The sequence below is a fragment of the Thermus neutrinimicus genome (assembly GCF_022760955.1).
Lineage (GTDB): Bacteria > Deinococcota > Deinococci > Deinococcales > Thermaceae > Thermus > Thermus neutrinimicus.
Map to the genome: position 1 here is coordinate 5,507 of NZ_JAKTNU010000001.1, position 24,147 is coordinate 29,653.

Consider the following 24,147-nt stretch of genomic DNA (forward strand, 5'->3'; position numbering starts at 1 on the left):
TGGTGAGGCTTTTGGGCTAAGCTAAGACTGTGCGCGGCCTCTTAGCACGGCTTCTCCTCAACACCCTGGCCCTTTGGGTGGTGAGCCTGGTGTACCCGGGGGTTTCCTTCGCCCGGGAGGCAGGGTTTTTGGACTACTTGGTGGCGGGTGCGGTATGGGGGCTGGCCAATGCCCTGCTGCGGCCCATCCTCCTCTTCCTGACCCTGCCCTTAAACCTCATGACCCTGGGGCTCTTCACCCTGGTGGTCAACGGGATGGTGCTTTACCTGGTGGCCGAGGCCACGGCCCTGCAGGTGCAGGGCTTTGCTGGAGCCCTCATCGGGGCCTTGATCCTTTCCCTGGTAAGCCTTCTTCTCAGCTGGCTTTTCCGCGACTAGCGGTTTTCCGTCACGTAGCGGGAAAGCTCCTCGATCAGGACCTCCTGTTCGGTGATGATGGCCTTGACCGCGTCCCCGATGGAAACCACCCCGATCACCTTGCCCTCCTCCAAGACCGGAAGATGCCGCACCCGGTGCTCGGTCATCAGGCGCATGGCCTCCTCCAAAGTGGTTTCGGGAGTCACCGTGGTCACCTCACGGGTCATGACCTCCTCCACCAGGGTGTCCTTAGAGAACCGGCCCAAGAGGACCAGCTTCCGGGCATAGTCCCGCTCGGAGAAGACGCCGAGAAGCCTGTCCCCCTCCATGACCAAGAGGGCCCCGATGTCGTGTTCCGCCAGCTTCCGCAAAGCCTCCAGCACCGTGGCCTGGGGGTGAACGTTATAGACTACTCCCCCCTTGCGCAACAGGACCTGCCGAACGGTCATATAACCCCCTTTCCTTTAGGGGTTCATTATACCAGACCGGAAGGCGCTTATCTCACGGTGAGCACCGGCCCCACCGCATGGCGCACCAGGTGCTCCGCGGTGCTCCCCAGGACCAGGCGGCGCACCGGCGCTCCCAGGACCAGAAGATCCGAGGGGGTTTGCAAGGAAAGAAGATGCTCAGCAGGATCACCCGAGAAGGCCAGGGACTCCACCCATATTCCCTGGTCCTGCAAATAGGTCTGCGCCTCGAGGGTCCACGCCCCCGCCTGCACCGGGTCGTCGTGCACGCTCACCACCCGCACCCGTAGCCCCAGGGGCTTGGCCAGAAGGGCCAGGGTATGCAAAGCCCGCACCGCGCTTTCCGAGGCGTTGTAGCCCAGGATGGCCCCCTCTATCTCCACGTAGTCGGTGGGGGCCACCAGTACCGGGGTGGGCGAGGTTCGCAAAACCCTATCCACGGTGCTTCCCAGCCCCACGAAGCTCCCCCCATGGGTTTCCCCGCTCCGACCCATGACCAGGAGGTCTGCGGTGCGGGCGTAGCGCAGGATCACCTCGTGGGGCAACCCGGTTTCCATGAAGACCTCCACCTGAAGCCCCGCTTCCTCCGCACTTTTGCGAATCCGCTCCAATAGGGCCTCGCCATGGGCGGAAAGGGCCTTTTCCAGCTCTTCCCGGTAGGCTGGCACGGGAACGGTAAGGGCCCCGAAGTCCAGGAGCTCCAACGCCCGGATGAGGCGGGAATCCCGCACGTAAAGGGCCACCAGCTTGGCGGAAAGCTTGTAGCAGAGCCACTCCGCCAGCACCTCCGCTCCCCGGGCCTGGGGAGAGCCATCCGTGGCCAGAAGGATCCTCATGGGAACATCTTAACGCCCCCGTCCATGGGCCAAGCCCGGCTCCTTCACCCCCTGGGCCAAGGCCCAAGCCGGCAGGATCAAGGCCCCCAGGGCCAGGAGAACCGGCATCACGCCCCACGCCTCGATGAGGTGGCCTATGGGGGCGTAGAAGAGGCCGGCGAAACCCCAGGTGAAGCCCATGAGAAGCCCGGAAACCGTGGCCGTTTGCCCCGGTTCCAGCTCCTGGGCCAAGGCCACGGCCACCGGGATCCCCGCGTTCATCAAGGCCCCGGTGAGGGCCAAAAGGGCCAGGTAGGGCGCACCCCCGGGAGGGAGGAAAAGAAGGCTCAGGTACAGGGGAAGCCCGAAGGCCAGGGTTCCCGCCAAAACCGCCTTCCGCCCCAGGCGGTCGGAAAGGGTACCCCCAAGGAAGGTGCCCAAGGTGGCGGAGAAGCTATAGGTGGAAAGGCTTAAGGCGATGTAGGCATCGGAAAGGCCCCTTTGGGTAAACCAGTAGGGCAAGGTGGTGGAAAAGCTCATGAACACCAGACTCCTTAAGGTGGCCATCCCCCAAAGCCGGGCCACATCCCCGCGAAAAACCCTCAGGAAATCCCTAAAGCCCGCGGGATTTCCCCGGCGCTGCACAGGGGGCAGGCGCAGGAGGAGCAGGGCCGGCAACAAGGCCAGCGGGGTTAACCACACCAGGCCCCTAAGCCCCCAAGCCCCCACGGCGAACAGGGCCACCACCGGCCCCAGGGAAAGGCCCAGGTACCCCGCGGACCCAAAAAAGGAAAGCCAAAAACCCCTTCGCTCCCTGGGAGCGAACTCCCCCACCAGGCTGGCCCCTGAGGCATGGAAAAGGGCCGAGCCGAAGCCGGCAAGCCCCAGGACCACCATCAAGGCCTCGAGCCGAGGCCATAGGCCCAAGGAGCCCATGCCCAGGGCCACCAGCACCGGCCCCAAGGCGGCCAAAAGCCTTCGGTCCAACCGGTCGGCGATGAGGCCGGCCAAGGGCTGAAAAAGGCTACCCGTAAGGGAGTACACGGACACCAGAAGCCCCACCGTCCCCAGCCCTACCCCAAAATGATCCATCAGTTTGGGCAAAAGGGGCGTGAGGAAGTTGGAGAAGAGGTCGTTGACCGTGTGAAGCCAGGCCAAAAGAAGCGGCAGCACCCTCCCATGCTAAACCCCTTTCTCACGGGGAGTGTGTTACAATCCCTTCGTGCTTGTGGGCTTTCCGGTAGGCGAGGGGAAAAGAAAAATGGCGCGCCCGAGAGGACTCGAACCTCTGACCTTCGGCTCCGGAGGCCGACGCTCTATCCAGCTGAGCTACGGGCGCACTCAGCGGGAAGTATCCTAGCACGCTAAGGAGGAGGCGGTCAAGTGTTCGGTATCAGCAAGAAAGCCATCACCATCCTTTTTGGGCTTCTGGCCTTGGCCTTCGCCGTGGGGGCCATCCTCCTTTTCACCCCCCAAGCGGGGCAGCAGGCGCGGGGCAAACCCGTGCTGTGGGTGAACGGGAAGGCGGTTTACGAGCTGGACCTGCTAAGGCTCCAGGGGAATGACCCCCTCTACGCCGCAAACCCCCAGGGGCTTCTTAAGACTCTGGTGGACACCCATTTCCTGGAGCAGGTCATCCTCACCGAGGCCCTCAAGCAGGACGCCGCCCGGATACGGGTGGGTAGCGCCGAGGTGCGCAAGGAAGTGGACCGCATCCGGGAACAGTTTGGCCTAAAGGACAAGAAGGCCTACGAGCAGTTCCTGAACCAGGTGGGGTACACGGATGCCCAGCTCAGGGGCGAGATCAAAACCCAGCTCCAGATCCAAAAGCGGCTGGAGCAGGTTCGCTCTGCGGCCAAGCCCACCCCGGAGGAGGTGCGGTTCTACTTCGAGGTCCACCAGGAGGAGTACAAGGGCGAGGCCCGGGTCAAGGCCCGCCAGATCGTGGTAGACGATGCCAAGCTGGCAGCGGAGCTTTTGGCTAAGGCTAAGGCCGGGGAAGACTTCGCCGCCTTGGCCAAGGGACACTCCAAGGTGGGCGCCGAGCAGGGTGGGGCCTTGGGGGCCGCCCCGGGGGAAAGCGAGCCCAAACCCGTGACCAAGGTGGTCTTCCCCGAAAAGGTGGCGGAGGCGGTCTTCGCAATGAAGGAGCCCGGCCTGGTGGGGCCCATAGAGGCAGGGGGGCGGTACTACCTGGTGAAGGTGGAGGAGTACCTGCCCCCCAGGGTGCCCACCTTTGAGGAGGTGAAGGAGCAGGTGGAGAAGGATGCCCAGGAGGCCAAGGGGAATGGGGCCCTCGAGGCCTACCTGGAAGACCTTCGCCGGAAGGCCCAGGTGCGCTTCGCCGAGGACAGCCCCTATAGCTACAAGAACCCCCCCGTGGCCAAGGTGGGCGAAAGGGAGATCCTGCTGAGCGAGGTTCTCCAGCCGGTTTTCTCCAACCAGCAGACCGCGGCCCTCATCCAGCAGGGCCTGGGGGAGCTGGCGGTGCAGTTCTTCCTACCCCAGACCCTGGAAAGCCTGATCGAACGCGAACTCCTGGTGGAGGCCGCCAAGGGGAGCGGCAAGCCCTATATCGGCACCAAGGACCAGATCGCCCAGGCCTACCTCCTCTACGAAACCCGGGGCCTCACCGCCACCGAGGAGGAAGCCCGCAAGTTCTACGCGGAAAACCCCGCCCTCTTCACCATCCCGGCCAGCGCCGAGGTGACGGGGGTGGTCTTTAAGGCGGAGGCCAAGGCCAAGGCCTTCCGGGAAGCGGCTCTAAAGGGTGGCGATCTCCAGGCCCTGGCCAAGGCCCAGGAGGGCAACGTCACCGAGTACGGCACCGTGAACCCCAACCAGCTCCCCGCAGTCTTTGACCGCCTGGTCTTCAAGGTGAAGGAGACCTTCCCCAAGGGTCCCCTGGGGGAGGTGAGCGAGGTGGTGAAGCTGGAGGATGGCACCTTTGCCGTGCTGATCATCAAAGACCGCAAGCCTGAGGTGCTCAAGCCCTTCGCGGAAGTGGTGGAGCAGGCTAGGGAAGGGGTCATCAACCGGAAGCGGCAACAGCAGGCCCAGGCCCTTATTCAGGAACTGCGCAAGGCAGCCCAAATCGAGAACCGCCTGAGCCAGGTGCTGGCGGAACTCACCCCCAAGACCCAGGAGCCGGCGAAATCTCCCACAGAGGAGGCCCCCAAGGAAGCGCCTTCCAAACCCTAGGCCGAAAGAAACCCCAGGAGGCCCCAGGCGCCTGGAGCCTCCTGGGTTTTTTTAAGATGGAAGCATGGACCTCCTCAGGCTCCTCACCCTTTACCACGAAGAGCGCCCCGATCCCCAAAACCCCTTTCAGCGGGTGGCCTTCGGCACCAGCGGCCACCGGGGCACCAGCCTCAAGGGCACCTTTACCGAGGCCCACGTGCTGGCCATCGCCCAGGCCATCGCCGATCTCCGGGCCTCCTTTGGGGCCACCGGGCCCCTCTTCCTGGCCAAGGACACCCATGCCCTTTCCGAACCCGCCTGGGCCACAACCCTCACCGTGCTCACCGCCAACGGCATAGAGGTGCGCCTCGAGGAGGGCCACACCCCCACCCCCCTGGTCTCCTTGGCCATCCTGGAGCACAACGCCCAGCATTCCGCCAAGGCGGACGGCATCCTCCTCACCCCCAGCCACAACCCCCCTGAGGACGGGGGGCTCAAGTACAACCCCCCCACGGGAGGGCCCGCGGACACCCGCATCACCAAGGCCATTGAGGAAAGGGCCAACGCCCTCCTGGCGGAAGGGCTAAAGGGAGTAAGACGCCTTCCCTTCCGGGAGGCCCTGCAAAGGGCCAAGCCCTTCGACTACGCGGGGCTTTACGTGGACAAGGTCAAGGAGGCCGTGGACCTGGAGGCCATCCGAGTCTCCGGCCTGCGTCTCGGGGTGGACCCCTTGGGAGGGGCGAGCCTAAGGGTGTGGGAGCGGCTTGCCGAGGCCTATCGGCTTAACCTCGAGGTGGTAAACCCCACCCTAGACCCCACCTTCCGCTTCATGCCCAAGGACCACGACGGCAAGATCCGCATGGACTGCTCAAGCCCCTACGCCATGGTGGGCCTCCTTTCGCTCAAGGAGCGCTTTGACCTGGCCATCGGCAACGACCCCGACGCCGACCGCCACGGCATCGTCACCCCAAGGGGCCTCATGAACCCCAACCACTACCTGGCGGCCGCCGTCTTCCACCTCTACACCACCCGCACCTGGCCTAAGGCCAAGGTGGGCAAGACGGCGGTGACCAGCGCCCTTTTGGACCGGGTGGCCAAGGCTTTGGGGCGGGAGGTCTACGAAACCCCCGTGGGCTTTAAGTATTTCGTGGATGGGCTCCTGGAAGGCTGGCTCGGGTTCGGCGGGGAGGAAAGCGCCGGGGCCAGCTTCCTGCGCTTTGACGGTAGGCCCTTTTCCACCGATAAGGACGGGATTCTCCTGGGGCTCTTGGCGGCGGAGATCCTGGCCAAGCGGGGGAAGGCTCCCGACGAACTCTACGAGGAGCTGGCCGAGCGCCTGGGACGGCCCCATTACGCCCGCAAGGACCTCCCCATACCCCCTGAGGCCAAGGCCAAGCTGGCCCGCCTCTCCCCCGAGGACGTGAAGGCGAAGGAGCTGGCGGGGGAACCCATCCTGGCCATCCTCACCCGGGCCCCAGGAAACGGGGAGCCCCTAGGCGGCCTCAAGGTGGTGACGGAAAACGCCTGGTTCGCCGCCCGCCCAAGCGGCACCGAGGACGTGACCAAGGTGTACGCGGAAAGCTTCAAGGGGGAGGAGCACCTAAAGGAGGTCCTCGAGGCCGCCATGGCCCTGGTGGAGAAGACCCTGGGCTAAGTACCTAGCCCTTGACCGCCCCGGCGGTAAGCCCCGCCACAATCCGCTGCTGGAAGACGAGCACCAGCACCACTAGGGGCACGGTCACCACCACGCTGGCCGCCATGATGGAGCCCCAGGGGATCTCAAAGGGCGTGGCCCCCCCAAAGCTGGCTATGGCTGGGGGAACCGTTTTCACCTTATCCCCTACGGTGAAGGTGAGGGCGAAGAGGTACTCGTTCCAGGCGGCGATGAAGGCGAGAAGCCCCGTGGTCACCAAACCGGGGCCCGTAAGGGGGAGCATGATGCGCACCAGAGTCTGCAAAGGGGTGGCCCCGTCCACGTAGGCCGCCTCCTCCAGCTCCCGGGGTAAACCTTTGAAGTAGCCTACCAGGACCCAGACGGTAAAAGGGAGGGTGAAAAGGAGGTAGCTGAGGATAAGGCCCATATGGGTGTTGAAGAGCCCCGCCTGGCGCAGGAGCATGAAAAGCCCTCCCAAGACCGAGATCTGGGGGAACATGGTCATAGCCAGAACCAGGTAGAGCACAGCATTCCTGGGAGGGAAAGGCAACCTACCCAAAGCGTAAGCGGCCAGCACCCCAAGGAACAGGGAAAGGAGGGTAGCCCCGCCCGCCACCACCACGGAGTTCAGCAGATTGCGGCCAAAGTTGGCCTGGAGAAACACGTTCTTGTAATGGTCCAGGGTGAAGGGCAGCGGCAAAAAGCTGGGATCGCTGGCAAAAAGGGCGTCGGAGGGCTTGAAGCTGGAGATCACCGCCCAGTAGAAGGGGAAGGCGCTATACACCACCACAAAGGCCACCAACAGGTAAAAGAGCAGGCGATTTCCAAGGCGAAGCCAGGTCCTCATCGCAGAGCCTCCCTACCCAGGGTCCGCATATAAGCCACCACAAAAAGGAAAATTAGGACCAAAATCGCCACGCTTATGGCCGAGCCATACCCCAAGTCTTGGAAATCTATCAAGGTCTGGCGGTTGTAGACGGCCAGGGTACGGGTGGCGGGATTCACCCCGCTCATGACAAAGATCACGTCAAACACCCGTAAGGCATCCAGGGTGCGGAAGATGAGGGCCACCACCAGGGCGGGGGTAAGGAGGGGGAGGGTAATGGCCCAAAACTGTTGCCACCGGGTGGCCCCGTCGATGCTGGCCGCCTCGTAAAGCTCCTCAGGGATCAGCTGAAGGCCGGCCAGGAGGAGAAGGGCCATGAAGGGCGTGGTCTTCCACACATCCACGGCGATGATGGCGGGCATAACCAGCTCGGGCCGGGCCAAGAAGGCCACCTTTTGCGACAGGATGCCCAGCTTCACCCCCAGGATGTTGATCACCCCGTAGACATCGTGTAGCATCCACTGCCACATCTTGGCGGAAACCACTGTGGGAATAGCCCAGGGAATGAGGATGGCGGTGCGCACCAAGCCCCGACCCTTGAAGTTGGAATGGATGACCAAAGCAATGGCCAATCCCAAGAGAGTTTCCAGGCTGACAGAGAACACAGTGAACTTCACCGTGTTCCATAGGGCTTGGCGGAAATCAGGGTCCTGGAGAAGGTAAAGGTAGTTCTTGAATCCCACAAACTCCGGGGGCTCCACAAAGGCGATATCCGCCCGGAAGAAGGACCAGTAAAAGACCTGGGCCAAAGGGTACCCCGCCACCAACACCACCACCAAAAGGGTGGGGAGAACCAATAACCAGGCCAGGCGTACCTGCCGTTGCGTCAGCATGATTTGAGGATAAGCCCCGGGGGGTAGTCCCCCGGGGATGGGAGGAAGGCTAGCGCAGAATGCGGCGCAAGCGGCCCTCGAGGTCCCGCACCGCCGCCTCCCCGGCCTTCTTTCCGGTGAGGACGCTGTGCACCTCGGTCCAGATGGCCTCGGACACCTGGTTGTACTTGGCTCCCGCCACATCGGAGGGCCTGGAAACCGCATTCTGGAAAACGGGAAGCAGGTCCCGGAACCAGGGGTTCTTGGCCAGGACGTCCCGGTCGGTGTAAAGGGCCGGGCGGGTGGGCAGGCGGGAAAGCCTCACGGCGTTGTCCTTCTGCACCTCGTAGGAGGCCAGGTACCGCACCAGGTCGGCGGACTCCTTGGGATAGCGGCTGTAGGCGGAAACCATGAGCTGCCAACCCCCCAAGGTGGCGGCGTTGGGCGCATCGGCTCCACCCTTGGGGAGCACCGTCACCCCGAACTTGCCGCGGATGGGGCTTCCCTCCGCCTGGCCCAGGGCGTAGGCGTAGGGCCAGTTGCGCATGAAGAGGCTATTGCCCTGCTGCCAGACGTTCCTCGCCTCCTCCTCCGCATAGCTGGTGACCCCTGAGGGAGCGATGGTGCCCACAAAGCGGCGCACGGTGTTCAGGGCCAAGGCGGCGCGGCCGTTGTTGATGCTGATGGTGCCATCAGGCTCGATGATGCGCCCACCCTTATGGGAGTAAATCCATTCCAGAGCATCGCAGGTAAGGCCCTCATAGGCCTTGCCCTGGAAAACGAAACCCCAGAAGTCGCGGTTGCCCGCCTTGCGCTCACCCTCCATAACCTTCTGGGCCATCTGCTCCAGCTCGGCCCAGGTGCGGGGTGGGTTCTTAAAGCCGTATTTTTCCAGAAGGTCTTTGCGATAGTAGAGGATGCCCGCATCGGTAAAGAAGGGAATGGAGGTGAGCTTTCCGCGGATGGTGTTGTTCTGGACAATGCGGGGGAAGAACTCCTTGAGCTCGCTATCAGAGAAGTACTGCTTAAGGTCAGCGGCATGGGGGGCCACGATACCGGGCCAGATGACGTCGATCATGTACACGTCCACATCGGGGCTCCTGGCCGCCCAGTACTGCTGGTAGAGGGCCAGGCGGTCGTTGGTGTCCGCAGGGGAGTCGATGTACTCCACCCGGGTGCCCGTCTTCTTGCCCCAGGCCTCCACCATCTCCTTCATCCAACGGCCGCCCTCGCCCACCGCGGTGGAATCCCCGGCCACGCGGATGACCGGGCCCGCCTGGGCCCGCACCAAAGCCGGTCCCCAAAGGACGCTGGCCGCCAACCCCACTCCTGCCCTTTTGAGTAACTCCCTACGCCTCATAGGAACCTCCATGGAAGCTTTTCCAACGGGGATTTTAACCCTGGTTCACCCCCCCTGTCAAGCCCAGGAGAAGCTGGCCCCTCAGACCAGTTCTCCCCGCATTACCTCCTTAGAAGGTTTGCATAAAGGCCTTACCGAGGCCCCCACCCTGGGAGGTTCCAAACCGAAGCCCCGGGGGGAATCCCCCCGGGGCGGCTACCTCCACGAACCTTAAACGGCAGGGAAGGCGAAGCTTTCGTAGCCCAGCTCCGCCACCGCAAACCAGCGGTACTGCTCCTCCCGGAACTTCTTCCAGGCAGTGTAGACCTTCCGGTAGGTGGCGTCCTTGGCCGCCTCCTCCTCGTACCAACTAAAGGCTGCCTTCTGGGCCGCCTTCATCACGTCGGCGGGCCACTTGCGCAAGCGCACCCCCGCCTTGATGAGCCGCTGGAGGGCAGGGGAGTTCACCTGGTCGTACTTGGCCATCATGGCCAGGTTAGCCTCGGCGGCTGCCACCTCGAGGGCCTGCTGGTACTCCTTGGGCAGCTTCTGCCACTCCTTCAGGTTGACGTAGAAGGAAAGCTGGGGCCCGGGCTCATGCCAGCCGGGATAGTAGTAGTACTTGGCCACCTTGTAAAAGCCCAGCTTTTCGTCGTCATAGGGCCCCACCCACTCGGCGGCATCCACCACGCCCCGCTCCAGGGCCGGGTAGATATCCCCGCCCGCCAACACCTGGGGCACCACCCCGAGCCGGCTCATCACCTGGCCGCCGGGACCGGGAATGCGCATCTTTAGCCCCTTGAGGTCCGCCACACCCTTGACCTCCTTGCGGAACCAGCCCCCCATCTGAACCCCGGTGTTGCCGCCAGGGAACTGAATGATGTTGAAATCCGCGAAGATGGGCCGGAAGAGCTCAATCCCGCCCCCGTAGTACATCCAGGCGTTCTGCTGCCGGGCGGTGAGGCCAAAGGGCACCGCGGTGTCAAAGGCGAAAACCGCCGCTTTGCCCACGTAGTAGTAACTGGCGGTATGACCCATCTCCACCGTGCCCTGTTGCACGGCATCCATGACCTGTAGCCCGGGCACGATCTCCCCAGCCTGGTAGGGGCGGATCTGGAAGCGCCCCCCGGTGAGGGCGGAAACCCGCTCCGCCAGCACCTCCGCTGCCCCAAAGATGGTGTCCAGGCTCTTGGGGAAGCTGGAGGCTAGCCGCCACCGCACGCTAGGGGTTGCCTGGGCGAATACCGGGCCAAAAGCCGCGCTGGCCGCTACGCCGATACCTGCCTTCTTTAAGAAGTCCCGCCGCTTCATTTTCGACCTCCTTAGCGGTCCGGGGGGATTATACCCCACCTAGGGGTGGAAAGCGCAAGTCCCGTTGCAAGTTGATGCGGTCAGCGGACGTAGAAGTAGGTTTCCACCACCTGGTAACGGCGGGCTCCGGAGGCATCCAGGTACACCCTGAGCCGGGCGTCCCAGTCCGTATATACCCCTTCCAGGCGCAGGCTCCCGGGCTGGCTATCCGTGTATACCGCCCGCACCCGCTGAAGCCCCCTCGGGGGCGTGAGGGTGTAGCGGTAGGCCCCGGGAGGGAGCACGTGGGTACCCCGGCCCAGATAGAAGCGGTCGAACTCGTAGGTGCGCCCGTCGGGGTCTATGGCCACCAGGCTTATCCAGCCGGGTTCAGCCAGGGTGAGGAAAAAGCGCACCTCCTCTCCCACGTAGTACGTGGCCCCCGCACCCCGGTCCGGCTCAAAGCGCAGGATGGCCGGGGTGAAGTCCAGGCGGTAATGGACCGTGACGCCTTCCAGGGTCAGGGTGCAGGCGGAAAGAAAACCCGCCAATAGAAGCCACAAAAGCCGCATGGCCACCTCCACCCCCAGTTTAGTCCCCAAGTAGGACTACCCCTCTTCAGAAAACCTTAAGGGTACCTGGGCCACGGGGGCAAAACGCCTGCGGTGCACGGGGGAAGGCCCCAGGTCCAGGAGGGCCCTTTGGTGCTCAGGGGTGCCATAGCCCTTGTGCCGGGCAAAGCCATACCCGGGGTAGAGGCGGTCCAACTCCTCCATGAGCCCGTCCCGGTGCACCTTGGCCAGGATGCTGGCTGCGGCCACGCTGGGGCTCTTTTGGTCCGCTCTGGGGGGAGCCAGGAGGGGCAAGGGGGTGGCCACCTCTAGGTAATCGGTGACCAGGGCCTCGGGAGGCGGGTCCAGGAGGTGTAAAGCCCGCCCTGCCGCAAGAAGGGTGGCCTTTAAGACCCCAAGCCGGTCCACCTCCGCCGCCTCCGCCACCCCCAAGGCAAAGGCTAAGGCCACCCGTTTCACCTCCTCTGCCAGGCGCTCCCGCTCCTTTGGCCTTAAGAGCTTGGAGTCCCGGAAAGGATAGCGCCCAGGAGGCAGGATCACCGCCCCCACCACGATGGGCCCCGCCCAGGCTCCCCGGCCGGCCTCATCCACCCCGGCCACCCTTAAGCCCAAGGACCAGAAGGGGGCCTCGAGGGGTCCCGGTTCCCCTTTCATCCCCTGGCATTATGCCTCGCCTCCCTCTCCCATTGACACCTTCAGGTACACTCTGGAAAAATTTAGATATGAGGAGTCCTACCAGCCTTCTGCGAGCCCTTATCCTCACCCTAGCCCCAGGCCTTGCCCTGGGCCAGGGGATCACGGTCCAGACCCCCCTCGGCCCTGCCCAAGGCCAGATGGAAAAGGGCGCCATCGCCTTCTACGGCCTACCCTATGGGGAAGCGGGCCGCTTCCAAGCCCCCAGGCCCGTGACCTCCTGGCCCAAAGGGGTGGGAAGGGAAAGGGTGGCCTGTCCCCAAACCCCTGGGACCACCGCCCGGCTGGGGGGATACATCCCCCCGCAGAGGGAGGACTGCCTGGTGGTCAACCTTTTCCTTCCCCTGGAACTCCCACCCCCGGAAGGCTTCCCCGTGATGGTCTACCTGCATGGCGGGGGCTTCACCTCGGGAAGCGCCGCCGAGCCCATCTACGGGGGGCACCGGCTGGCGCAGGAGGGCGTGGTGGTGGTCTCGGTGAACTACCGCTTAGGGCCCCTGGGGTTTCTGGCCCTGCCAGCCCTGGCCAGGGAGAACCCCAGGGCAGTGGGGAACTATGGGCTTTTAGACCTGCTGGAGGCCCTACGCTTCGTGCAGCGCTATATCCGCTATTTCGGCGGGAACCCTCAAAACGTTACCCTCTTCGGGGAATCCGCTGGAGGCATGCTGGTCTGCACCCTCCTGGCCACCCCGGAGGCCCAGGGGCTTTTCCACAAGGCCATCCTCCAGTCGGGGGGGTGCCACCAGGTGCGCCCCTTGGAAAAGGACTTTCCCTTCGGGGAACGGTGGGCCAAGGCCCTGGGCTGCCCCCCGGAGGACCTGGCCTGCCTCAGGAACCTTCCCCTATCCCGCCTCTTCCCATCCCCGGAACCCAAAGCCCCTCCCGACATCACCGCCTCCGCCCTGGCCTTTCCCAACTCCCCCTTCAAGCCCCACCTGGGGGCCTTGCTTCCGGAAAGCCCCACGGAGGCCCTGAGGAAGGGGCAGGCCCGGGGTATCCCCCTCCTGGCCGGGGCCAACCTGGAGGAACTCGCCTTCCCTGGCCTAGCCTGGCTCCTGGGACCCAGGAGCTGGGCGGAGTTTGGCCAAAGGCTTGCCGCCCAAGGCCAGAGCTCAAGGGAGCGAGAGGCCTTGGAAAGGTTGTATCAAGGGCGTTTTTCCGAGCCCCGAACCGCCTGGGGCCAGGCCCAAACCGATCTTCTCCTCCTCTGCCCCTCCTTAAAGGCCGCAAGGCTCCAGGTCCCTTTCGCCCCCACCTATGCCTACCTCTTCACCTTCCGGGTCCCCGGCCTCGAGGGCTTGGGCGCCTTCCACGGCCTGGAGCTTGCCCCCCTTTTCGGAAACCTCGAGGCCATGCCCTTTCTTCCCCTCTTTCTCAGCGCCGAGGCCCGGGAAAAGGCCGAGGCCCTGGGCAAGCGCATGCGCCGCTACTGGGTGAGCTTTGCCCGGGAGGGGGAACCCCGGGGCTGGCCCCGCTGGCCCGAGTACGGAGAGGGTTACCTCCTCCGTTTGGATGAGCCCCCAGGCCTCCTCTCCGATCCCTATGGGGAAAGGTGCGGCACCCTCGAGGCCCTGGGGCTACTATAGGGGCATGAAACCCCGCGCCACCTGCCCCCTGGACTGCCCCGACGCCTGTAGCCTCCTGCTCACCTTGGAAGGGGGAAGGCTCGCCCGGGTGGAGGGCGACCCCCGCCACCCCGTTACCCAGGGCTTCGCCTGCGCCAAAACCTACCGCTATCCCGAAAGGGTAAGGGAGCGCCTCCTCCACCCCATGCGCCGGGTGGGGAGAAAGGGGGAAGGTCGCTTTGAGAGGGTCTCCTGGGAAGAGGCCTTGGAGGAGATTGCCGAAAGGCTCAAGGCCATCCTGGACACCCACGGCGGGGAGGCCATCCTCCCTTACCACTACGCGGGCACCATGGGCCTTGTGGAAAACCAGCACCCCTTGGCCTTCTTCCGGGCCATCGGGGCCAGCGAGCTAGAGGAAACCATCTGCTCCGCCGCGGGGAGCGCCGCCTGGGAGATGACCTACGGCCCCAAGCTGGGCCCCGACCCCGAGGAGGTGCCCGAGGCCCGGTATATCCTCCTTTGGGGCATCAACAGCCTCTCCACCAACAGCCACCTCACCCCCTTCCTCAAGGAGGCGAGAAGGCGGGGGGCCAAGGTGGTGCACATCGACCCCTACGAGAACCACACCAGCCGCTTCGCCGACTGGCACATCAAGCTCCGCCCTGGCACCGACGCCGCCTTGGCCTACGCCCTGGCCCACCTGCTTTTCCGTGAAAACCTGGTGGACTGGGAATACCTCGAGGAGGCGGCCACGGGGTTGGAAGCCTTCCGGGAAGAGGCCCAGAAGTGGACCCCCAAAAGGGCCGAGGCCCTCACCGGGGTGCCTGAGGAGGCCATGGAAAGGCTGGCCCGGGAGATGGGGGAGGCGAAGCGGGTTTTCCTGAGGGTGGGCTACGGCATGACCCGGCACCCGGGCGGGGGGAATGCCCTTAGGGCAGCCATCCTCCTCCCCGCCCTTTTAGGGGCCTGGCGCTACCCGGGGTGCGGAGCGCTCCTTTCCACCAGCGGGGCTTTTCCCCTCAACAGGCGCTTCCTGGGCGGCAGGCACCTTCTGGAAGGAACCCACCCCCACACGGGCTATTTCCGGCCCAATCCAAAGGTGCGCCGGGTCAACATGAACCAGCTGGCGGGCGCCCTCACCCGCCTCGACCCCCCCATCCGGGCCCTCTTCGTCTTCAACTCCAACCCCCTGGTGGTGGCCCCGGACACGGGAAGGGTCAAGGAGGGGCTTTTGCGGGAGGACCTCTTCACCGTGGTCCTGGAGCAGGTCCTGACGGAAACCGCCCTTTTTGCCGACTATCTCCTTCCCGCCACCTTCTTCCACGAGCACCCCGACCTCTACACCAGCTACGGCCACTACTACCTTTCCTGGAACGAGCCCCTAACCGCGCCCCAAGGGGAGGCCAGGCCCAACACCTGGGTCTTCCGGGAACTGGGGAGGAGGCTTGGCCTAGAGGAGCCCACCCTCTACTGGACGGCGGAGGAGGTGGCAAGAAGCCTCCTGGATGCGGACCATCCCTACCTGGAGGGCATCACCCTGGAGAGGCTTAAGGAGGAGGGGTTCGTCAAGCTCAACCTTCCCAAGCCCTTCCTTCCCTTCTCAAGGGGCCCCGTGCGCTTCAGCCCACCCCCTGAGGTGATCCCCACGGAACCCCTTCCCGGCTACCCCTTGATCCTCCTCACCCCCCCGGCCCACCGCTTCCTGAACACCACCTACGGCAACGTCCAGGCCCTGGTGGAGGCGGAAGGGGGCGAGCCCAGGCTCCTCATCCACCCCAAAGACGCCGAGGAGCGAGGGATCACCGAGGGCATGCTGGTCTACATCCACTCCCCCCAGGGGAGGGTGGTGCGCAAGGCCAAGGTGACGGAGGCCCCCATGCCGGGGACGGTGGTCCTCGAGGGCACCTGGTGGGAGAGGTGGGCCCCAGACGGCAAGAGCATCAACCACCTCACCGCGGAAACCCTCACCGACCTAGGGGGCGGAAGCACCTTCCACTCCACCCCCGTGGAGGTGGAACCCCTCCGCCTGGCCTGATTTGCGCCTAGGCTACACTTTTGCTACCTTGATTGGGTGCAGGTGCCTAAGCCCCTTAAGCGCGCCGTGGCCCTGGCCGCCTGGAGCGAGGAAGGGCTTCTCTTGGTGAAGCGGCCCGAGGAGGACCTCGAGTTCGGTGGAGCCTGGGGCCTGCCGGCGGTGAGCCTTGGGGAAGGGGAAGGCCTGGAGGAAGGGGCCCTAAGGGTAGGCCGGGAAAAGCTGGGTACCTTGGTGGAGATCCTACGGCCCGTGGCCTTCGGGGTGGAGGAGCGGGCGGCATACACCCTGGAGCTTTGGGTGGCGGAGGCCAGGCTGCTCGCTAGGCCCGAGCTTCCCGAGCCCAAGCCCGGCAAGACCTACTACCGGGCCTACCGCTTCGGCCGGCCCGAGGAGCTTAAGGAGGCCGCCCGGCAAGGCTCTTTATGTAGCCGCCTCTACCTGGCGGTGAAGGGTCTCTGCCCTTAGCCATGGAAAGCCTGGTTCTGGTCAACCTGTTCCACGAGCTGGCCCTGAAAGGGGAAAACCGCCCCTTTTTCCTGAAGAAGGCCAAGGCCCATGTGCAGGAGGCCCTTAAGGGCACGGGGGCCAGGCTGGAGGCGAAGTGGCCCATGGCCCTCCTCTTCCGCCTGCCCCAGGAAGCCTGGCCCGAGGCCAAGGAACGCCTGAAGGACACCCTGGGGGTGGAGGGCTTTGCCCGGGTCCTGCGTACCCCCCCGGACCTCAAGGCCCTCGAGGCCGCCCTGGAGGAATCCCTTGCGGAGCAGAGCTTCCAAAGCTTCCGCATCACCGCCAAGCGCTCCGACAAGACCTTCCCCCTGACCTCCCCGGAGATCGAGCGCCTCCTTGGGGCCTTCGTGAAGGAGAAGACGGGGGCCAAGGTGCAGCTCAAGGGAGCGGAAAGGGAACTGGTGGTGCGCATCCTGCCCCAAGCGGCCCTTTTGGAGGTGGAGCGCCACCCAGGGCCCGGGGGGCTTCCCCCTGGGGTTTCCGGAAGGGTGGTGGCCCTCCTTTCCGGGGGAATCGACTCCCCCGTGGCCGCCTACCGCCTCATGCGCCGGGGGGCGGAGGTGGTCCTGGTCCACTTCCACCCCTTCCTCCTGCTCTCGGGCGGGAGCCGGGAAAAGGCCAAGGCCATCGCCGAGCGCCTGGCCCGCTTCCAGCACCGGATCACCCTCCACCTGGTTCCCTTCAGCGAGGTGCAACGGGAGATCATCCTTAAGGCCCCCAGGGCCTACCGGGTGGTCCTCTACCGCCGCTACATGCTCCGCATCGCCGAGGCCATCGCCAAGGAGGAGGGGGCCCTGGCCTTAGCCACTGGGGACAGCCTGGGCCAGGTGGCCTCGCAAACCCTGGAGAACCTCCACGCGGTCAACCAGGCGGCCACCCTTCCCGTCTTCCGGCCCCTAATCGGCTTTGACAAGGGGGAGATCAAGGCCGAGGCGGAGCGGATCGGCACCTACGCCATCTCCATCCTCCCCGACGAGGAGTGCTGCACCCTTTTTGCCCCTAAGCACCCCGTGACCCGGGCCCGGCTCTCCGTGGTCCTGGAAACGGAAAGCCATTTGGATACGGCAAGGCTCATCGCCCTGGCCCTCAAGGACCGGGAGGTGGTGCGCTACACCTGGCCAGGGCAAAAACCCCTACCGAAGGCCCAAGAGGAGGCCCCTATAATGGGGCATGGACCTCTTGACGGCTAAAGCCCTTCTGGAAAGGGGCGAAACCACCCCTCTGGCCCTTTTGGAAGAGGCCCTGGAAAGGGCCCGGGCCTTCCAGGACCGCAACGCCTTGGCCCACCTGGACGAGGAAGGGGCCAGGGGGGAAGCCAAGCGGCTCACGGAGGAGCTGAGGCAAGGAAGAGTCTGGGGGCCCTTGCACGGCATCCCCCTCACGGTAAAGGACCTCTTTCCCGTTAAGGGCATGCCCACCCAGGCAGGGACCCGGGCCCCCCTTCCCCCCCTTCCCGAGGAGGCCCAGGCGGTAAGGCGCCTGAGGGAGGCTGGGGCCCTTCTCTTCGCCAAGACCAACATGCACGAGGTGGCCTTGGGGATCACCGGGGAAAACCCCTGGACGGGTCCCGTGCGTAACGCCTTAGACCCCAGCCGCCAAGCCGGGGGAAGCAGCAGCGGAAGCGCCGTGGCCGTGGCCCTGGGGATCGGCCTCGCCTCCTTAGGCTCGGACACCGGAGGGTCCATCCGCATCCCCGCCGCCTTCAACGGGGTGGTGGGCTTCAAGCCCTCCTACGGCCGGGTAAGCCTCGAGGGGGCCTTGCCCCTCTCCCGCTCCACCGACCATGCGGGGCCCATCGCCAAGACGGTGCGGGACGCCCACTTCCTCACGGAGATCCTGGCCGGGGAAAGCATCCCCCTCGAGGGCCCGCAAAACCCCATCTTCGGCGTGCCCCTGGACTTCCTGGAGGGCCGGCTGGGGGTGGGGGTGCGCAGGGCTTTCCAAGGGCTTCTGGAGGAACTCCCCTCCTTGAGGGCCGAGGTAAGGGAGGTCTCCCTACCCCTTCCCAGGGTCTACGAGGTCTATACCCGTCTGGTGCGCTACGAGGCCGCCCGCATCCACGAAAAAGCCTTGAAAGAACATCCGGAAGGTTTTTCTCCTCAGGTGCGGGAGGCCCTTATGGCAGGGCTTTCCCTCACGGAGAAGGACTACCGGGACGCGGTGGCGGAAAGGGAGGCCCTGCGCCTCCAGTTGGTAAAGGCCCTAAGGGGGGTGGACGCCCTCCTCCTCCCCGCCCAGCCCCTTCCCGCCCCGCCCCTGGGCACGGAGGAGGTGGAGCTGGAATCGGGGAGAAAAAGCCATCGGGAGGCCTTCATCACCCTCACCCTGCCCTTCAGCCTGCTGGGGGTGCCCACCCTAACCCTTCCCTTCGCCCGGGTGGAAGGGATGCCCGTGGGGCTACAGGTGGTGGGCCCCTATGCCGAGGACGGCCGGGTGCTGGCCGTTGGGGGCTGGCTCGAGGCCAGGCTAAAGTAGCCCGTACAGGAGCCCCAAGGTCAAAAGGGTTAGGGGCAGGCCTAGCCGTGCATGCTCCCCAAGGCCAATCCTCACCCCCTCTCTCCCCGCCCCTTCCGCCACGATGAGGTTGGCCACGCTGGCAAGAAGGGTCAGGTTCCCCGCCAGGGTGCTTCCCCCAGCCAAAAGAAGCCAGTCCCTGGGCTCGTGCACCAAGGGGGCCAGGAGCAACACCGCGGGCACGTTGGAGACCAGGAGGGAAAGCAGGCTGGCCGCCAGCAGAAGCCCCAAGGGGGTGGTGGCCAAGGGCAGAAGGTACTCCACCAGGCCCAGCCTTCGCACCCCCTCGGTGACCATGAAGAGGGCGGCGAACATCACCAAAAGCTCCCAGTCCACCCTCAAGAAATAGCGCTCGGAGCGGAGCCTGCGGGTAAAAAGGAGAAGCCCCGCCGCCACCAGGGCTCCTTGGGCCATGGGGTAGCCCAGGAGGAAGGCCAGGAAAAGCCCCAAGGCCACCCAAAGCCCCTTGGCCAGAAGAGGGCGGTGGAGGCGGTAGCGCAAGGGGGGCATGGGGGGAAGGGGCTTAAGGGAGCGCACCTCGGGGTAAAGGAGGGCCAGGAGCACCACCTGAAGGAGAAGGCCCAGCAGGGCCACGGGCCAAAGGGCAGCAACAAACCCCAGGTAGGGGATGCCCGAAAGGCTCGCCACCACGATGTTCTGGGGGTTTCCCGTGGGAGTCATGAGGCTTCCCGTGTTCACCGCCGCCATGAGGGCAAGGAGGTAGGGCACGGGGTTCAGGCCCAGGCCCCGGGTCAGGGAGAGGACCAAGGGGGTGAGGAGGACGGCCATGGTGTCGTTGAGGAAAAGGGCGGAAAGGAGGCCGCTTCCCAGGGTAAGGAGCAGGAGAAGGGAAAAAGGGGTCTTGGCCAGGCGCACCATTCCCTCCGCTGCCAGGCCAAAGAAGCCCGCATAGCCCAGATGGGCGTTGAGCACCATGACGCCGAAGAGGAAGGTGAGGGTCTTGGCGTCCAAGGCCTGCCAGGCCTCCTGCAGGTCCAAGGCTCCAAGGAGCACCAAGAAGCTCGCCCCCACCAGGGCCACCCCGGCCCGGTTCATGCGGTAGCCGGGAAGCCCCCCCAGGGCCAAGCCCAGATAGGTGAGGAGGAGTACCAGGAGGCTAAGCCCCTCCCGTATCTCCTGGGAAAGCGCCATAAAGTCTCTCCTCCAGCCGGGCCCTTACCAAAGGCCACTCCTCCCGCAGGAAGCTATAGACGGCATCGTCGCGGAAGGTGCCGTCAGAAAGGAGGCGGTCCCGCCATAAGACCCTTTCCCGCACCGCCCCCAAGGACTCTAAGGCTTCGGGGAAGACCCACATGCCCTCCATTATGAAACCTGCAAGGCCCCCTATCCGGGAAGCCGGCCTGAACCGCTTGCGCCTTCCCGTAGACGGCATCAAGGCTTGTGGGAGAACGGATCCAGATCCCTGGTCGAGACCTGTTGTAAAATGGCCGCGAAAGGAGGCCAACCATGAAAAAGGTTTTGATCCTTCTCGCCCTAGTCTTCCCCCTAGCCTTAGCCCAAAATGTCACCATCACCTACTGGCAGTACGAGTTCCGCAGCAAGGTGGAAGCCATCAACGAGCTCATCCGCCGCTTTGAGGCCCAAAACCCGGGCATCAAGGTGGTGCATCAAACCTTCCCTTACGACGCCTTCCAGCAAAAGGTGGCCGCCGCCATCCCCGCGGGGCAGGGGCCGGACGTGGTGAACCTCTACTACGGCTGGGCCCCCACCTGGGTTAAGGCGGGGTACCTGGTACCCTTACCCGATGACTGGGCCCAGCGCCTGGATCGGGACCTCGTGGCCATGGCCCAGGCCGCCAAGGTGGGGGGAAGGCTCTACGGGGTGCCCACCGCGGTGCGGAGCCTGGCCCTTTTCTATAACAAGGACCTCTTCCGCCAAGCAGGGTTCGCCGGCCCCCCCAAGACCTGGGAGGAGTTCATCGCCATGGGTCAAAAGCTAACCGTCAAACAGGGAGGGCGCTTCACCCAGATCGGCTACGGTATCGCTCCGGACGGGCAGGATCACCATCTGGTCCGGGAAGTCCTGGTACGCCAGTTCGGGGGCAGGCCCTACTCCGACGATGGAAAACGGGTCCTCTACCAGGGAGAGGCCGGGCTAAAAGCCCTTCGCTTCTACACCGACTGGGTGCGCAAGCATGAGATCGGGGTCCCGGGCTTCTTCCCTGGAAACAACGGCTATCGGGATGGGTTCATCGCCGGCAAGATCGCCATGATCATCGACGGGTCCTTCGCCCTCGGAACCATCCAGCAAGGAGCCCGTTTCAACTGGGGGGTGGCGGAGCTACCCCTAGAGCGACCGGGGGGACGGAAGGCCAACTTTGGCTCCTTCTGGATGCACGGCCTCACTCCCTTGGCCACGGGGCCCAAGCGGGAAGCCGCGCTTCGGTTTCTTGCCTTCATCACCTCCGAGGAAACCCAGCGTTACTGGTTGGAAAAGGTGGGGGAGCTCCCCGCCAGCAAAAACTTGATCCGGGACCCCAAGCTCTCCTTACATCCCGTCTATGGTCCCTTCGTGCTAAGCCTGGCCTACGCCAAGGCCACCCCCTTTGTGGACGAAGCCGCCCAGCGCAAGGTGATGGTGGACGCCATCAACCGGGTCCTGCTCCAGGGCATGGACCCCGCCCAGTCCCTAAAGATGGCCGCTGAGGAGGAGCAAAAGATTCTGGACCAGTTCTGGAGGTAGGGTGCGGCTAACCCTAGCCTGGCGGGAAGCTCTATGGGCCTTTGCGTTTTTGGCGATCCCCCTGGCCTTTTTCCTCTACTTCCGCATCCTTCCCGCCTTCCAGGCCCTTTGGCTTTCCCTTTACGAGTGGCACGCTGACCCTTCTCAAAGGCACTTTGTGGGCCTCGAGCACTACGCCCGGCTCCTCGAGGACCCCCTTCTCCGCAGGGCCCTTTGGAACACCCTCCTTTACACCCTTCTGGGGATTCCAAGCCAGATTGCCTTGGGCCTCGTCATCGCCCTGCTTCTTCAGTGGACACCTTTCGGCCGCGACTTCTTCCGGGCCATCTACTTCGCCCCCTACGTAACCCCGGCGGTAGCCGTGGCTTGGGTGTGGAGCTGGATGCTTTCCCCGCACTTCGGGCTGGTCAACGAGCTCCTGGCCCTTTTGGGAATCCCCCCGCAGCCCTTCTTGCAAAGCCCCAACCAGGCCCTTCCCACCGTGACCTGGGTGGTGGTGTGGCAGAACCTGGGCTTCCAGGTGGTCCTCTTCCTGGCGGGCTTGGAAAGCATTCCCCGGCAGTACTACGAGGCTGCCCGCATAGACGGGGCGGAGGGCTGGCGGCTTTTCCGCCACATCACCTGGCCTCTTTTGAACCCGGTTTTGGTCTTCTCCGTGGTCATCGGCACCATCGGCTATCTACAGCTTTTCACCCAGGTGGTGAACCTGAACTTCACCGATCAAGGAGGACCTTTGAACAGCACCTTAACCCTAGCCCTCTACATCTACCAGCTGGCCTTCTTGCGCTTCCAGCTAGGCTATGCCGCCACGGTCACCGTCCTCCTCTTTGCCCTCATCCTTCTGGTCACCTTGGTGCAGCTTAAACTCCTCACCCGGAGGGTGGAGCTATGAAGGCCAAAAACCGCCTCACGGGTTTTCTGGTTCTCCTTTTCCTCCTCCTGGGCAGCGGCGTCATGGTCCTCCCCTTCCTCTGGATGGTGCTCACCTCCTTTAAGCCCTTCCCCGAACTCTTTGAGCTCCGATTCCTGCCCCGGGAGCCCACCTGGGCAAACTACCAGACAGTGCTCTGGGAAACGGGGTTTTTGCGTTGGTTTGGGAATAGCCTCCTGGTGGCCTCCCTTACCACCCTTTCCGTGCTGTTCTTCGACAGCCTCGCCGGCTACACCCTGGCCCGGCTGCGGTTTCCCGGAAAGAACCTGATCTTCATCCTCATCCTTTCCACCCTCATGGTTCCCACGGAGATGCTGGTCATCCCCTGGTACGTGATGAGCGCGGAAAAGGGGTGGATCAACACCTACTGGGGGCTCCTCTTTCCCGGCCTCATCACCGCCTTCGGGGTCTTCCTCATGCGGCAGTTCTTCGAAACCCTGCCCCAGGACCTATTCGACGCCGGAAGAATGGACGGGCTTTCCGAGTTTGGCGTGTTTTGGCGGATTGGCCTGCCCTTGGTGCGACCCGCACTGGCGGCCTTGGGAATCTTCACCTTCCTGGGCAACTGGAACGCCTTCCTTTGGCCCCTCATCGTGGTCCAAACCCCGGAGATGCGCACCATTCCCGTAGGCATCGCCCTCTTCTCTGGGGAGGCGGGCACGGCCTGGAACCTGATCATGGCGGCCTCGAGCCTGGCGGTGCTGCCGGTCCTTCTGGTCTTTTTCTTCTTCCAACGGCAGATCATCGAAGGAGTGGTGCTCACCGGGGTGAAGGGATGAGGGAAGGGCTTAAGCAGGTCCTGCACCTCCTCCGCCTCCCCCACAGGGGAAGCGCCACGCCCCTCGAGGCCGAGGCCTTCCGCCGCCTGCGCCACTTTTTGCAGGAAGAAGGGTACAGGGTCCAAGCCCTGCCTTTCCGGGGGGTTAGAAGCTACGGGTGGGAGCTCCTTGTCATCAGCCTCCTCCTCGGCCTGGCTCCCCTTTCCCCTTGGCCGCCCCTAATCGGGGCCCTGGCCTTCCTCCTCTACTTCAGCGGGATACGCCCTTGGGGCTTCCTCTTGGACCGCTACCCCTCGCAAAACCTCTTGACCTGGAAGGGCCAAGGGGATAAGGCCCTCCTCCTTATGGCCCATGTGGACACCGCCAAAACCTTTTTCCTCTATCACCCCAAGCGGGTCCGCCACTTCCGGACGAACTTTCTTCTAAATGCCACCCTGGCCTTGTCCGCCCCGCTTCTGGCCTTAACCTTCTTGGCCTGGCCCGTGGGCCTCTACTTCCTGATCCAGACCACCCTTCTCCTCCTGCGGGAGCTCAAGGCCCCCTACGTGAAAGGGGGAAACGACAACGCAAGCGGGGTGGCGGTGGCCACGGCCCTTTTCCTGGAAACTGAGCCCCCTGCGGCTTGGCGGCTTGGCCTTGCCCTCACCGGTTGCGAGGAGGTGGGGGCCCTGGGAGCCAAGGCCCTCATCCCCCACCTTCCCCAAGGCACCCTGGTCCTCAATCTGGACAACGTGGGCCGAGGAGAGCTCTTCTATGCCGAAGGAGAAGGCATGCTCCTTTACGTTCCCTACCGGGGGAGGCTTCTGGAGGCTGCCCGAAACACCCCAGGGGCTAGGCCCCTTCGCTACCGCCTGGCCTACTTCGACACCTTGCCCCTGGCGCAAAGGGGGTTTCCCTGCCTTTCCCTGATACGGCTGGAACAGGGGGTGCCCCCCGATTGGCACTGGCCTACGGATACCTTTGCCCGTTTGGACGAAGAGGCCCTCGAGGACACCCTGCGCTACGCCCGCACCCTTTTGCAAAGGGTCTTCCACGGGGTAAGCTCTTAG

General features: G+C 64.4%; 22 protein-coding genes, 1 tRNA gene and 1 pseudogene. 12 read left to right on the forward strand and 12 right to left on the reverse strand.

The features are described from left to right. Positions 1-29 precede the first annotated feature (29 nt). Positions 30-377: a phage holin family protein gene (locus tag L0C59_RS00030; protein WP_243089120.1), complete on the forward strand. Its 348-nt coding sequence runs from the start codon at positions 30-32 to the stop codon at positions 375-377. On the opposite strand, the gene L0C59_RS00035 is transcribed toward L0C59_RS00030, so the two are convergent. From L0C59_RS00035 to L0C59_RS00050, 4 genes are all read right to left on the reverse strand, one after another. Then, positions 374-805, reverse strand: coding sequence for a CBS domain-containing protein (locus tag L0C59_RS00035; protein ID WP_243089121.1), 432 nt, complete (start codon positions 803-805; stop codon positions 374-376). The two genes, L0C59_RS00030 and L0C59_RS00035, sit on opposite strands and share 4 nt — an antisense overlap. Before the next feature lie 47 nt (positions 806-852). Beyond that, entirely contained in the window at positions 853-1,659 is an 807-nt protein-coding gene (locus tag L0C59_RS00040; RefSeq protein ID WP_243089122.1) for a universal stress protein, read from the reverse strand. 9 nt (positions 1,660-1,668) lie between these two features. After that, the gene (locus L0C59_RS00045; RefSeq protein ID WP_243089123.1) at positions 1,669-2,811 is read right to left on the reverse strand and encodes an MFS transporter; all 1,143 of its coding nucleotides are present in this window, start codon (positions 2,809-2,811) and stop codon (positions 1,669-1,671) included. Positions 2,812-2,900: 89 nt separating this feature from the next. Then, positions 2,901-2,977: transfer RNA gene (locus L0C59_RS00050), tRNA-Arg, on the reverse strand. A gap of 44 nt (positions 2,978-3,021) precedes the next feature. Between L0C59_RS00050 and L0C59_RS00055 the strand changes: the two genes are divergently transcribed. Further along, positions 3,022-4,839 carry a peptidylprolyl isomerase gene (locus L0C59_RS00055; RefSeq protein ID WP_243089124.1) on the forward strand — a complete coding sequence of 606 codons (1,818 nt, stop codon included), beginning with the start codon at positions 3,022-3,024 and terminating at the stop codon, positions 4,837-4,839. Between the two features lie 64 nt (positions 4,840-4,903). Next, entirely contained in the window at positions 4,904-6,472 is a 1,569-nt protein-coding gene (locus L0C59_RS00060; RefSeq protein ID WP_243089125.1) for a phosphoglucomutase, read from the forward strand. 4 nt (positions 6,473-6,476) lie between these two features. Here the strand turns inward: L0C59_RS00060 and L0C59_RS00065 are convergent, their stop codons facing one another. The 6 genes from L0C59_RS00065 to L0C59_RS00090 form a co-directional block, all read right to left on the reverse strand. Further along, the gene (locus L0C59_RS00065; RefSeq protein WP_243089126.1) at positions 6,477-7,319 is read right to left on the reverse strand and encodes a carbohydrate ABC transporter permease; all 843 of its coding nucleotides are present in this window, start codon (positions 7,317-7,319) and stop codon (positions 6,477-6,479) included. Beyond that, complete coding sequence (locus L0C59_RS00070; RefSeq protein WP_243089127.1) at positions 7,316-8,191, reverse strand: carbohydrate ABC transporter permease; 876 nt, start codon at positions 8,189-8,191, stop codon at positions 7,316-7,318. The genes L0C59_RS00065 and L0C59_RS00070 overlap by 4 nt, the downstream gene beginning before the upstream one ends. A gap of 49 nt (positions 8,192-8,240) precedes the next feature. Then, positions 8,241-9,530: an ABC transporter substrate-binding protein gene (locus L0C59_RS00075; protein WP_243089128.1), complete on the reverse strand. Its 1,290-nt coding sequence runs from the start codon at positions 9,528-9,530 to the stop codon at positions 8,241-8,243. 210 nt (positions 9,531-9,740) lie between these two features. Beyond that, positions 9,741-10,820, reverse strand: a complete 1,080-nt coding sequence (locus L0C59_RS00080) for a TRAP transporter substrate-binding protein (RefSeq protein ID WP_243089129.1) — start codon at positions 10,818-10,820, stop codon at positions 9,741-9,743. Positions 10,821-10,900: 80 nt separating this feature from the next. Next, positions 10,901-11,371, reverse strand: a complete 471-nt coding sequence (locus L0C59_RS00085) for a DUF4384 domain-containing protein (RefSeq protein WP_243089130.1) — start codon at positions 11,369-11,371, stop codon at positions 10,901-10,903. Positions 11,372-11,407: 36 nt separating this feature from the next. Beyond that, entirely contained in the window at positions 11,408-12,025 is a 618-nt protein-coding gene (locus tag L0C59_RS00090) for a ribonuclease HII (RefSeq protein ID WP_243089131.1), read from the reverse strand. 68 nt (positions 12,026-12,093) lie between these two features. Here L0C59_RS00090 and L0C59_RS00095 point away from each other — a divergent pair, with 68 nt between their 5' ends. Genes L0C59_RS00095 through L0C59_RS00115 form a run of 5 tightly spaced genes read left to right on the forward strand, consistent with a single transcriptional unit; the run spans position 12,094 to position 18,646 of the window. Further along, positions 12,094-13,650 carry a carboxylesterase/lipase family protein gene (locus L0C59_RS00095; RefSeq protein ID WP_243089132.1) on the forward strand — a complete coding sequence of 519 codons (1,557 nt, stop codon included), beginning with the start codon at positions 12,094-12,096 and terminating at the stop codon, positions 13,648-13,650. A 4-nt stretch (positions 13,651-13,654) separates the two neighbouring features. Next, positions 13,655-15,664 (forward strand): molybdopterin oxidoreductase family protein, encoded by a 2,010-nt coding sequence (locus L0C59_RS00100; protein ID WP_243089133.1) that lies wholly within the window; start codon positions 13,655-13,657, stop codon positions 15,662-15,664. Positions 15,665-15,700: 36 nt separating this feature from the next. Next, positions 15,701-16,129 carry an NUDIX domain-containing protein gene (locus L0C59_RS00105; protein ID WP_243089134.1) on the forward strand — a complete coding sequence of 143 codons (429 nt, stop codon included), beginning with the start codon at positions 15,701-15,703 and terminating at the stop codon, positions 16,127-16,129. A gap of 2 nt (positions 16,130-16,131) precedes the next feature. Continuing rightward, positions 16,132-17,361 (forward strand): tRNA uracil 4-sulfurtransferase ThiI, encoded by a 1,230-nt coding sequence (gene thiI / locus L0C59_RS00110; protein ID WP_243089135.1) that lies wholly within the window; start codon positions 16,132-16,134, stop codon positions 17,359-17,361. Continuing rightward, complete coding sequence (locus L0C59_RS00115; protein ID WP_243089136.1) at positions 17,342-18,646, forward strand: amidase; 1,305 nt, start codon at positions 17,342-17,344, stop codon at positions 18,644-18,646. Before thiI ends, L0C59_RS00115 begins: the two co-directional genes overlap by 20 nt. Here L0C59_RS00115 and L0C59_RS00120 read toward each other — a convergent pair. Both L0C59_RS00120 and L0C59_RS00125 read right to left on the reverse strand, forming a co-directional pair. Beyond that, positions 18,638-19,837, reverse strand: a complete 1,200-nt coding sequence (locus L0C59_RS00120; protein ID WP_243089137.1) for an SLC13 family permease — start codon at positions 19,835-19,837, stop codon at positions 18,638-18,640. The two genes, L0C59_RS00115 and L0C59_RS00120, sit on opposite strands and share 9 nt — an antisense overlap. Then, positions 19,803-19,982, reverse strand: a pseudogene (locus L0C59_RS00125) (GNAT family N-acetyltransferase); the annotation flags it as partial. The gene L0C59_RS00120 and the pseudogene L0C59_RS00125, both read right to left, overlap by 35 nt. Before the next feature lie 170 nt (positions 19,983-20,152). Between L0C59_RS00125 and L0C59_RS00130 the strand changes: the two are divergent. The 4 genes from L0C59_RS00130 to L0C59_RS00145 are packed head-to-tail and all read left to right on the forward strand — an operon-like array spanning position 20,153 to position 24,147. Next, positions 20,153-21,388 carry an extracellular solute-binding protein gene (locus tag L0C59_RS00130; RefSeq protein ID WP_243089138.1) on the forward strand — a complete coding sequence of 412 codons (1,236 nt, stop codon included), beginning with the start codon at positions 20,153-20,155 and terminating at the stop codon, positions 21,386-21,388. Position 21,389: 1 nt separating this feature from the next. After that, entirely contained in the window at positions 21,390-22,280 is an 891-nt protein-coding gene (locus L0C59_RS00135) for a carbohydrate ABC transporter permease (protein WP_243089139.1), read from the forward strand. Next, the gene (locus L0C59_RS00140) at positions 22,277-23,098 is read left to right on the forward strand and encodes a carbohydrate ABC transporter permease (RefSeq protein ID WP_243089140.1); all 822 of its coding nucleotides are present in this window, start codon (positions 22,277-22,279) and stop codon (positions 23,096-23,098) included. The genes L0C59_RS00135 and L0C59_RS00140 overlap by 4 nt, the downstream gene beginning before the upstream one ends. Then, a complete protein-coding gene (locus L0C59_RS00145; protein WP_243089141.1) occupies positions 23,095-24,147 on the forward strand; it encodes a M28 family metallopeptidase in 1,053 nt (350 codons plus the stop codon). The genes L0C59_RS00140 and L0C59_RS00145 overlap by 4 nt, the downstream gene beginning before the upstream one ends.